This is a genomic window from Salipiger sp. (assembly GCF_059781815.1).
The window spans coordinates 1-9,482 of sequence record NZ_JBYNAH010000208.1; the positions used below are offsets into that span (position 1 = coordinate 1).

Below are 9,482 nucleotides of genomic sequence, written 5' to 3' on the forward strand. Positions count from 1 at the left end.
AGCCAGCGGTCGATCATCGACTTCATCGCCGTCTCGGCCTCGTCCTTGGCGCCCTGCGCCACGCCCATGGCGTTGGTCATCAGCTGCGAGATGTCGTCGAATACCTTGTTGCGGGTCTGCATGGGCTGCTCCTGATACGATGTTGTTATCAATATGGGCCGTGCGGGCGCCGGCCTCAAGGTTGACTTCGCCGGCAAAGCGACGGCACTCATGCCGCCATGAAAGCCGCCTTGCAATTCCCCTCGCTCTCGCCGGAACTGTTCTCGATCTCGATCGGCAGTTTCGAGTTCGCCCTGCGCTGGTACGCGCTGGCCTATATCGCCGGCATCCTGATCGGCTGGCAGCTGGCCGCCGCAGCCGTGCGACGGGCGCGGCTCTGGCGCGACGAGACCCCGCCGATGAGCACCGAGCAGCTCGAGCAGCTGCTCACCTGGGTGATTTTGGGCATCATCCTTGGCGGGCGGCTGGGCTTCGTGCTGTTCTACCAGCCGGCCTATTACCTCTCCAATCCCGGCGAGATCCTGATGATCTGGCACGGCGGCATGTCGTTCCATGGCGGGCTTCTGGGGGTGATTCTGGCGGCGCTCGGGTTCTGCCTGAAGCATGGCATCCGCCTGATGCCCACCGCCGACCTGATGGCGCTGGCGGTGCCGCCGGGGCTGCTGCTGGGCCGGGTCGCCAATTTCGTCAATGCCGAGCTCTGGGGCCGGCCCACCGATCTGCCCTGGGGGGTGATCTTTCCGGGGCAGGCCGCGCAGGCCTGCGGGCAGGCGGCGGGCGAGCTCTGCGCGCGCCATCCCTCGCAGCTCTACGAGGCGGGGCTCGAGGGGCTGATCCTCGGCGCGGTGCTGATCTGGCTGGCCTTCGCGCGCGACGCGCTGAAGCGACCGGGTCTCATTGCCGGCACCTTCTTCGCAGGCTACGGCCTCGCGCGCTTCCTCGTCGAGTTCGTCCGTCAGCCCGATGCGCAGTTCGTCGCGCCGGGCAATCCGCTTGGGCTTGCGCTGCAGGTGGGCGGCTATGGCCTCACTATGGGGCAGATCCTGTCGCTGCCGATGATTCTCATCGGCGTGGCGCTGCTGGTCCTGGCGAGGCGGCGGGCATGAGTCCGCTCGAGGAGATCCTGCACCGGCGCATCGCCGCCGAAGGGCCGATGAGTATCGCCGAATACATGGCCACCTGCCTCGGCCACCCGCAGCACGGCTATTACCCGACCCGCGACCCGCTGGGCGCGGCGGGGGACTTCACCACCGCGCCCGAGATCAGCCAGATGTTCGGCGAGCTTCTGGGCCTCTGCCTTGCGCAATGCTGGATCGAGCAGGGGCGGCCTTCGTCCTTCGTGCTGGCCGAGCTGGGGCCGGGGCGGGGCACCCTGATGGCCGATGCCACCCGCGCCATGCGCGGCGTGCCGGGGATGCTCGAGGCGGCGCGTCTGCACCTCGTCGAGACCTCGCCACGGCTGCGCGACGAACAGCACCGCCGGCTCGCGCCGCTGATGCCGGTTTGGCATGACAGCGTGGCGAACCTGCCCGAGGCGCCGCTCTTCCTGCTGGCCAACGAGTTCTTCGATGCGCTGCCGATCCGCCAGTTCCTGCGCTCGGGCGATGCGTGGTGCGAGCGGGTGGTTGGCCTTGACGATGGCAAGCTGAGCTTCGGCCTGACCGAGCCCACCGCGCAAGGCGCGCTCGAGCACCGGCTGGGCGAAACGCAGGAGGGCGACCTCGTCGAGACCTGCGCGCCTGCCACCGGCATCGCCGAGGAGATCGGCCGCCGCATCGCGGCCCATGGCGGCGCGGCGCTGATCGTCGACTATGGCAGCGACCGCAGCCTCGGCGATACGTTCCAGGCGGTGCGGCGGCACCAGAGCGTCTCGCCGCTCGACGCGCCGGGGACAGCCGATCTCACCGCGCATGTGGATTTCGGGGCGCTCGCCGCCGCGATGCCCTGCGCCACCAGCGCCCTCACGCCGCAGGGTGTGTTCCTCGAACGGCTCGGCATCACCGACCGGGCGCGCGTGCTTGCGGCACGGCTCAGCGGAGCGCAGCTCGACAGCCACGTCGCCGCACATCGCCGGTTGACGCACCCCGAGGAAATGGGTTCGCTGTTCAAGACACTCGGGGCCTTCCCCGAAGGCGCAGCCCCACCGCCCGGACTACTGACACATGACGCTTGAGATCATCACCTCGCAAAGCCTCGGTCCCCTTCGGCACGGCTTCTTCACCCGCAAGGGAGGGGCGTCGTCGGGGGTGTTCGCCGGGTTGAACTGTGGCAACGGCTCGTCGGACCAGTCCGAGATCGTGGCGATCAACCGATCCCGCGTCGCCGATGCGATGGAGGTGCCGGTCGAGCGGCTGGTCAATGTCTACCAGACCCATTCCTCGAAGGTGCTGGTGGTCGAGGGGCCGCATGACGGCCCCGTGCCCGAGGCCGATGCCATGGTCACGGCGACGCCGGGTGTGGCGATCGCGGTGCTCACGGCGGATTGCCAGCCGGTGCTGTTCTCGGATGTCGAGGCCGGGGTGGTCGGTGCCGCCCATGCGGGCTGGCGCGGCGCCATCGACGGCGTGCTCGAAGAGACCGTCGACGCCATGGTCGGGCTTGGCGCGATGCGCGAGCGCATCCACGCGGTGATCGGGCCGAGCATAAGCCAGCGGGCCTACGAGGTCGGGCCGGAGTTCTTCGACACCTTCATGAGCGCTGACCCGGTCAACGGCCGTTTCTTTGCCGGGGGCGAGGGCGACCGGATGCATTTCGACCTGCCGGGCTTCGGGCTGCACAAGCTGCGCGAGGCCGGGGTCGAGGCGGAATGGACCCGCCACTGCACCTATTCCGATCCGCAGCGCTTCTATTCCTTCCGCCGCTCGGTGCACGAGCGCGAGGCGGATTACGGCCGGTTGATTTCGGCGATCCGGCTCTGATCGCCGTTTCGGAAACAAACGCCCTGCGCCCCTGAAATTGTCCGCGCTTCGTCAAAAAGGCGCCCCAATCTCGGGTCATGGTCTGAGCAAGGCCGCAGGCAGGCACCTGTGGCGACAGGCAAGAAAAGACCGAGCAGGAGCAGTACCATGAAAAAGCAGAGCCGTTTCATCAAGTCGGCCGTCGCAACCGCCAAGTCGGTGGAGATGGAGCTTCCCTGGGCGCGCGGTGCGCGCCGGGAAGCCGCCATCGCCCGCCGCAAGGGGCAGGAGCCGGTTCTCAAGCGGGCCTGAATCCCGCACCCGATTCGCCGCGGTTTCGGCCAGATCTGCCGAATTGGTATCGAAATCGGTGACAATCTTTGATGAACCGCCGGATTGACCGCGTGAAATCGGTCAAATCCGGTTAAATTTTGACAGACCCGGGGCATTGGGTCCTATTTGTCATCATTCGTATCGCAACAGTCCTTCTGTTGTTGTTGGTGGGGGCCAACACGGTTGTGACCAGTCCTTTAAGGGGTGTTCACGTGTCCAGTCTTAACCAGTCCTTCCCGTCTGTTTCCCGGTCGGTCTCCCTTCAGATTCCCCGCAAGCCCGCGCCGGCCCGTGCCGAGCGCCCGCGCCGCAGCTCGGCCTTGATGCGCAAGTACGAGGCCTCGGCGCTGATGCCGGACCTCTCGATCTCCTTCAAAAGCCACGTGGCGCCCGCGACGCCGCTGTTCGAAGAGGCCTGCACGGCCTTTGCGCGCGGCACCCTGATCCCCACGGTCCGCGGCCCGATCGCCATCGAGGACCTGCTGCCCGGCGATTACGTCGAAAGCAGCCTCGGGGCGCAGCCGGTCACCTGGATCGGCTCGACCACCTATGTGCCCGGCATTCCCGACGACGCGACCACGCTGGCCTCGCTGTCGCGGATCACCTCGGACAGCTTCGGTCCCGGTCGCCCGATGGTCGACGTGCTGGTCGGCCCGGCGGCGCATATGGTGATGCGCCGCGACCGGCTGAAATCGCTGATCGGCAAGGAAAAGGTGCTGGTGCCGGTGGCAGATTTCGCCGATGGCGACCGCATCGTCGAGGTGACGCCGGTCGGCTCGGTCCAGCTCTACCACTTCATGCTTGGCCGCCACGCCACCATCCGCATCGGCGGCATCGAGATGGAAACCTACCATCCCGGCAAGGCCGTCACCCGCCCGATGGGCGACGGGGCCTGTGCGCTGTTCCTGTCGATGTTCCCGAATGTCGAGCGGCTTCAGGATTTTGGCGAGCTCAGCCTCACGCGTACCACGCGCGAGGTGATCGACAGTCTGACCTCTCTCTGACGCTCGGAGGTGGAAGCCTCAGGCGGAGCGGCTCAGCCGCTCCTCCAGCACGTCGAACGGCACGCCGGGCTCGTCCTTGGCGCCGCGGATCACCAGCGAGGTCTTCACGCTGCCGACATTGTCGGCGGTGAGCAGCTCTCCGGTCAGGAAGCTCTGGAAGGTCGACAGATCCGGCGCCACGCATTTCAGGATGAAATCGACCTCGCCGTTGAGCATATGGCACTCGCGCACCAGCGGCCAGTTGCGGCAGCGCTCCTCGAAGGCGCGCAGATCGACCTCGGCCTGGCTCTGCAGGCCGACCGAGGCGAAGACCTGAACCTCGAAGCCCAGCTCGCGCGGATCGACATCGGCGTGGTAGCCGCGGATGAAGCCCTGTTCCTCGAGCGTGCGCACCCGGCGCAGGCAGGGAGGGGCGGAGATCCCGACACGTTTGGCGAGCTCGACATTGGTCATGCGGCCATCGGCCTGCAGCTCCGCCAGAATCTTGCGGTCGATCGGATCGAGCCGGTTCCCGGGCATCGTCATACCTCTTCTGATTTCGCGATTGTTATACCACCCCGGCGGCGCGGCGCAATAAAGTTTCACTTTTGCGAAAGAATATTAAGTCCTCATACGCGGAGGCGCCGCATTATGCATCGTGACACTGTCAGGTTGGTTGGCCCGTTCCGGCGGCTGGTGGCGCGAACATCGGTTCGGCTCCGGTCGTCGGTGCGGTCCGGGGGCCTTATGCCGCGGCGCGGCGGGAACGGCAAGCGCCGCCCGTCGGGGCGGGCCGGGGCTTTCGCTGCCGGGGCAAGGCGACTATATGAGCGCGAAACGCTTTGTCCGAGGATTGCCCAATGTCCGATACCCGCCACACCAAGGTCCTGATCATCGGCTCCGGCCCGGCCGGCTACACCGCCGGTGTCTACGCCTCGCGCGCCATGCTCGAACCAATCCTCGTGCAAGGGCTCGAGCCGGGCGGCCAGCTCACCACCACCACCGAGGTCGAGAACTGGCCCGGCCACACAGAGGTGCAGGGCCCCGAGCTGATGGTCAACATGGAAGCGCACGCGCGCGCCATGGGCACCGAGATCATCGGTGACATCATCACCTCGCTCGAGCTCGACAAGCGGCCCTTCGTGGCGCATGGCGACAGCGGCACCACATACACCGCCGACGCGGTGATCCTCGCCACCGGCGCGCGCGCCAAGTGGCTGGGGCTCGAGTCGGAGGAGGCCTACAAGGGCTTCGGCGTCTCGGCCTGCGCCACCTGTGACGGCTTCTTCTACCGCGGCCAGGAGATCGTGGTGGTCGGCGGCGGCAACACCGCCGTGGAAGAGGCGCTCTTCCTCACCAACTTCGCCAGCAAGGTGACCCTGATCCACCGCCGCGATGAACTGCGCGCCGAGAAGATCCTGCAGGATCGCCTGCTCAAGCACGAGAAGATCGTGCCGCTCTGGCACCACGCGCTTGAAGAAGTGGTGGGCGAGGACAGCCCCAAGGGCGTCACCGCCGTGCGGGCCAAGAACGTGCAGACCGGCGAGATCACCGAGATTCCCTGCAAGGGCGTGTTCATCGCCATCGGTCACGCGCCGGCCAACGAGCTGGTGAAAGATGTGCTCGAGACCCACATGGGCGGCTACGTGAAGACCCAGCCCGACAGCACCGCGACCTCGATCCCCGGCGTTTTCGCTGCCGGCGACCTGACCGACCACAAGTACCGCCAGGCGGTGACCAGCGCCGGCATGGGCTGCATGGCGGCGCTCGAGGCCGAGCGCTGGCTCGCCGAGCAGGGCGTCGACGAGGGCAAGGACGTGTCCGAGCCGCTGGGCTATGGGGCCGAGAACCCGGTCGCTGGCTAAGCCTCTCGCAAGGCGATCGAAATTCCCGAAGGGCGTGCCCATGGCGCGCCCTTCGTCGTTCTCGGGGCCGCCCGCTTTTGCGCAACGGGTGCCGCAAATTTCGGCGAAAATGCGCGGAGGGGATACTTTTTCCTTTCCCGAGGCGTGCGGCTGTGCGATGCGTTCATCCGTGAACACACTTTGAGTCGTCCCTTTATGTCCGCGCCTGGTGCAAAACCGATTACCGATGAAGAAGGCCCGCTGTTTCGGCTTCTGCGTCACGTCGATCAGGCGCCGCATGCCTCCCAGCGGGAAATCTCGTCAGCCATCGGCGTGTCGCTCGGGCGTCTCAATGCACAGCTTCGGGCCGCAGCCGAAGCCGGGTTCATCACCATCAGCGAACGTTCAGGGCCGGACCGGCGCCAGCGCTTCGCTTATTCCCTGACTTCGCGCGGTGCGGCTGAAAAGGCCCGGCTCACGGACCGCTTTCTGGCGCGCAAGTTCCTCGAGTATCAGGCGCTTCACGCCGAACTGACCGGGACCGCCAGCGGCTACGTTCCCTTCACTAACAGGACCAGATTTATGCAGAACAATCTCGCTCCCATTCCCGAGCTCTACGTCTCGTATGACAGCGCGCAGAAGCTCAAGGTCGAAGCCGGCGAGCTGGCCTCGCACGACCTGACCCCGCGCCAGATCTGCGACCTCGAGCTGCTGATGAACGGCGGCTTCTACCCGCTCAAGGGCTTCCTGTCGGAAGAAGACTACAACGGTGTGGTCGACGACATGCGTCTGGCCGACGGCACCCTGTGGCCGATGCCGATCACCCTCGACGTCAAGGAAGACTTCGCCGACAAGATCGAGATCGGTCAGGACATCGCCCTGCGCGATCAGGAAGGCGTGATCCTCGCCACCATGACCGTCACCGACAAGTGGGAGCCGAACAAGTCGAAGGAGGCCGAGAAGGTCTTCGGCGCCGATGACGATGCGCATCCCGCGGTCAACTACCTGCACAACACCGCCGGCAAGATCTATCTCGGCGGCCCGGTGACCGGCATCCAGCAGCCGGTCCACTACGACTTCCGCGCCCGCCGCGACACCCCCAACGAGCTGCGCGCCTATTTCCGCAAGCTCGGCTGGCGCAAGGTGGTGGCGTTCCAGACCCGCAACCCGCTGCACCGCGCGCACCAGGAGCTGACCTTCCGCGCCGCTCGTGAATCGCAGGCCAACCTGCTGATCCACCCGGTCGTCGGCATGACCAAGCCGGGCGACGTCGATCACTTCACCCGCGTGCGCTGCTACGAGGCCGTGCTCGACAAGTACCCGGCCTCGACCACCTCGATGTCGCTGCTGCCGCTCGCCATGCGCATGGCCGGCCCCCGCGAGGCGGTCTGGCACGGTCTGATCCGCAAGAACTACGGCGTGACCCACTTCATCGTCGGCCGCGACCACGCCGGCCCCGGCAAGAACTCCGCCGGCGAGGACTTCTACGGTCCCTACGACGCGCAGGAGCTGTTCAAGGCGCATGAGGAAGAGATGGGCATCGAGATGGTGCCGTTCAAACACATGGTCTATGTCGAAGAGCGCGCCCAGTACGAGCCCGCCGACGAGATCGCCGACAAGGACAGCGTCAACATCCTGAACATCTCGGGCACCGAGCTGCGCCGTCGTCTTCAGGAAGGCCTCGAGATCCCCGAGTGGTTCTCGTTCCCCGAGGTGGTCGCCGAGCTGCGCCGCACCAAGCCGCCGCGGTCGAAGCAGGGCTTCACCGTGTTCTTCACCGGCTTCTCGGGCTCGGGCAAGTCGACCATCGCCAACGCTCTGATGACCAAGCTGATGGAAATGGGCGGCCGTCCGGTGACGCTGCTCGACGGCGACATCGTCCGCAAGAACCTCAGCTCCGAGCTGGGCTTCTCGAAGGAGCACCGTGACCTCAACATCCGCCGCATCGGCTATGTGGCGTCCGAGATCACCAAGAACGGCGGCATCGCGATCTGCGCCCCCATCGCGCCCTACGCGACCACCCGTCGTGCCGTGCGCGAGGATATCGAGCAGTTCGGTGCCTTCATCGAGGTCCACGTCGCGACCACCATCGAGGAATGCGAGCGCCGTGACCGCAAGGGCCTCTACAAGCTGGCCCGCGAAGGCAAGATCAAGGAGTTCACCGGCATCTCCGACCCCTACGACGTTCCGGCCAACCCGGAGCTGCGGGTCGAGACCGAGGGCACCGATGTCGACAACTGCGCGCATCAGGTGATCCTGAAGCTCGAGAGCATGGGCCTGATCGCCGGCCACTGAGCCGCGACCACGCCAAGGACAGGGGCCACGCGCGACACCGCGCGTGGCCCTTTTGTTTGCGGGACCGGCCGGGCCGCGCGCAGCGCGACGCCCGGGCACGTTTGCTCCGGCCGCACGATGGGCTATCCTCGGGGCAGACCGGAACGAAAGGCAGCCGCGCCATGAAACTCTTCATCATTCTCATCGCCGCCGTGGTGACGGTGGCCGGCGTCGCCCAGGCCGCGCGCAATCATGGCCGCCCGGGCGAGACATCTGCAGACGAGCACGCGACCGGCGCCCAGCAGGGCGGGGGTGAGCGTTACGCGATGAGCATGGGGCGCCCGAATGCCCTGACCCCGGGCGAGCAGCAGCAGGTGGTCTTCCTGCTGCCGGGCACCGACCCCGCCAGCATCCCGCCCGAGAAATGGGGCCAGGTGCGCACCATTCTCTACGGAAACTTCAGCGACGCCGACAAGAAGACCCGGCTGAGAAACCTCCTCCGGCGCTGACGCGCGTCCTCGGTGCGGGAGCAGTCGCTGCGCCATGAACCTTGCTCTCACCTTGTGGCCCTGACCTCGCCCCGATGCGGAACACGCCGGAGCCGCCATGGTCGATGTCACCACCTGGGGCTGGTGTCAGCCCGGGCTCTATCCGGGCTGAGCGGCGTATCGGTGAGCCCGGCGGGCGATGTCACCTTCCTTTTGCGCGATGCGGGCGGTCGACGCGGCGCGCCGTGCAGCATAGAAGATGGGCAGACCCCGGCCCGGCGCGCCTTGCGTCCGGCCCTCCCTCGAGCCACGGACACCCGCCATGCTGACCCTGCCCAACGACCGCCTGATCACGGCGCAGATCCTGCCCGCCTGCCTGCCCGAGGACGGCGTGGGGCGCATCATCGGCGCGCTGGCCCACGCGCTGCCCGCCATCGCGGCGCGGCTGGCGGCGGGCAAGCTGCCGGGCGACCCGGCGGAGCTGGTGGGCAACAACGAGAGCGGCGATGCGCAGAAGGCGCTCGACGTGGGCGCGCATGACCACATTCTGGCCGAGCTGCATGGCTGCGGCGTGCGTCACATGCTCTCGGAAGAGGCCGAGGAGGTCGAGACGCTGGATCCCGACGGGCTCTACGACATCGCCATCGACCCGATCGACGGCTC

The 9,482-nt window shown here is 66.9% G+C and carries 9 protein-coding genes and 2 pseudogenes; 9 read left to right on the forward strand and 2 right to left on the reverse strand.

The features are described from left to right. Positions 1-122: pseudogene (locus AC6RA4_RS19775) on the reverse strand (accessory factor UbiK family protein); the annotation flags it as partial. A gap of 96 nt (positions 123-218) precedes the next feature. On the opposite strand from AC6RA4_RS19775, the gene lgt reads away from it, so the two are divergent. The 5 genes from lgt to AC6RA4_RS19800 all read left to right on the forward strand — a co-directional run bounded on the left by lgt (position 219) and on the right by AC6RA4_RS19800 (position 4,234). After that, positions 219-1,106, forward strand: coding sequence for a prolipoprotein diacylglyceryl transferase (gene lgt, locus AC6RA4_RS19780; protein WP_500163292.1), 888 nt, complete (start codon positions 219-221; stop codon positions 1,104-1,106). Continuing rightward, a complete protein-coding gene (locus AC6RA4_RS19785) occupies positions 1,103-2,173 on the forward strand; it encodes a class I SAM-dependent methyltransferase (RefSeq protein ID WP_500163293.1) in 1,071 nt (356 codons plus the stop codon). Before lgt ends, AC6RA4_RS19785 begins: the two co-directional genes overlap by 4 nt. Continuing rightward, on the forward strand, positions 2,163-2,918 hold the full coding sequence (pgeF, locus tag AC6RA4_RS19790) for a peptidoglycan editing factor PgeF (RefSeq protein WP_500163294.1): 756 nt from the start codon (positions 2,163-2,165) through the stop codon (positions 2,916-2,918). Before AC6RA4_RS19785 ends, pgeF begins: the two co-directional genes overlap by 11 nt. A gap of 147 nt (positions 2,919-3,065) precedes the next feature. Next, a complete protein-coding gene (locus AC6RA4_RS19795; protein WP_500163296.1) occupies positions 3,066-3,209 on the forward strand; it encodes a hypothetical protein in 144 nt (47 codons plus the stop codon). A gap of 233 nt (positions 3,210-3,442) precedes the next feature. Beyond that, positions 3,443-4,234 carry a Hint domain-containing protein gene (locus AC6RA4_RS19800; RefSeq protein ID WP_500163297.1) on the forward strand — a complete coding sequence of 264 codons (792 nt, stop codon included), beginning with the start codon at positions 3,443-3,445 and terminating at the stop codon, positions 4,232-4,234. 18 nt (positions 4,235-4,252) lie between these two features. Here the strand turns inward: AC6RA4_RS19800 and AC6RA4_RS19805 are convergent, their stop codons facing one another. Further along, positions 4,253-4,753, reverse strand: coding sequence for an Lrp/AsnC family transcriptional regulator (locus tag AC6RA4_RS19805; RefSeq protein WP_500163303.1), 501 nt, complete (start codon positions 4,751-4,753; stop codon positions 4,253-4,255). Positions 4,754-5,073: 320 nt separating this feature from the next. Between AC6RA4_RS19805 and trxB the strand changes: the two genes are divergently transcribed. From trxB to AC6RA4_RS19825, 4 genes and pseudogenes are all read left to right on the forward strand, one after another. Continuing rightward, positions 5,074-6,078 (forward strand): thioredoxin-disulfide reductase, encoded by a 1,005-nt coding sequence (gene trxB, locus AC6RA4_RS19810; RefSeq protein ID WP_500163299.1) that lies wholly within the window; start codon positions 5,074-5,076, stop codon positions 6,076-6,078. Between the two features lie 195 nt (positions 6,079-6,273). Continuing rightward, positions 6,274-8,352 (forward strand): bifunctional sulfate adenylyltransferase/adenylylsulfate kinase, encoded by a 2,079-nt coding sequence (locus tag AC6RA4_RS19815; protein WP_500163300.1) that lies wholly within the window; start codon positions 6,274-6,276, stop codon positions 8,350-8,352. A 161-nt stretch (positions 8,353-8,513) separates the two neighbouring features. After that, on the forward strand, positions 8,514-8,840 hold the full coding sequence (locus tag AC6RA4_RS19820) for a hypothetical protein (RefSeq protein WP_500163301.1): 327 nt from the start codon (positions 8,514-8,516) through the stop codon (positions 8,838-8,840). A 301-nt stretch (positions 8,841-9,141) separates the two neighbouring features. Next, positions 9,142-9,482: pseudogene (locus tag AC6RA4_RS19825) on the forward strand (class 1 fructose-bisphosphatase); the annotation flags it as partial.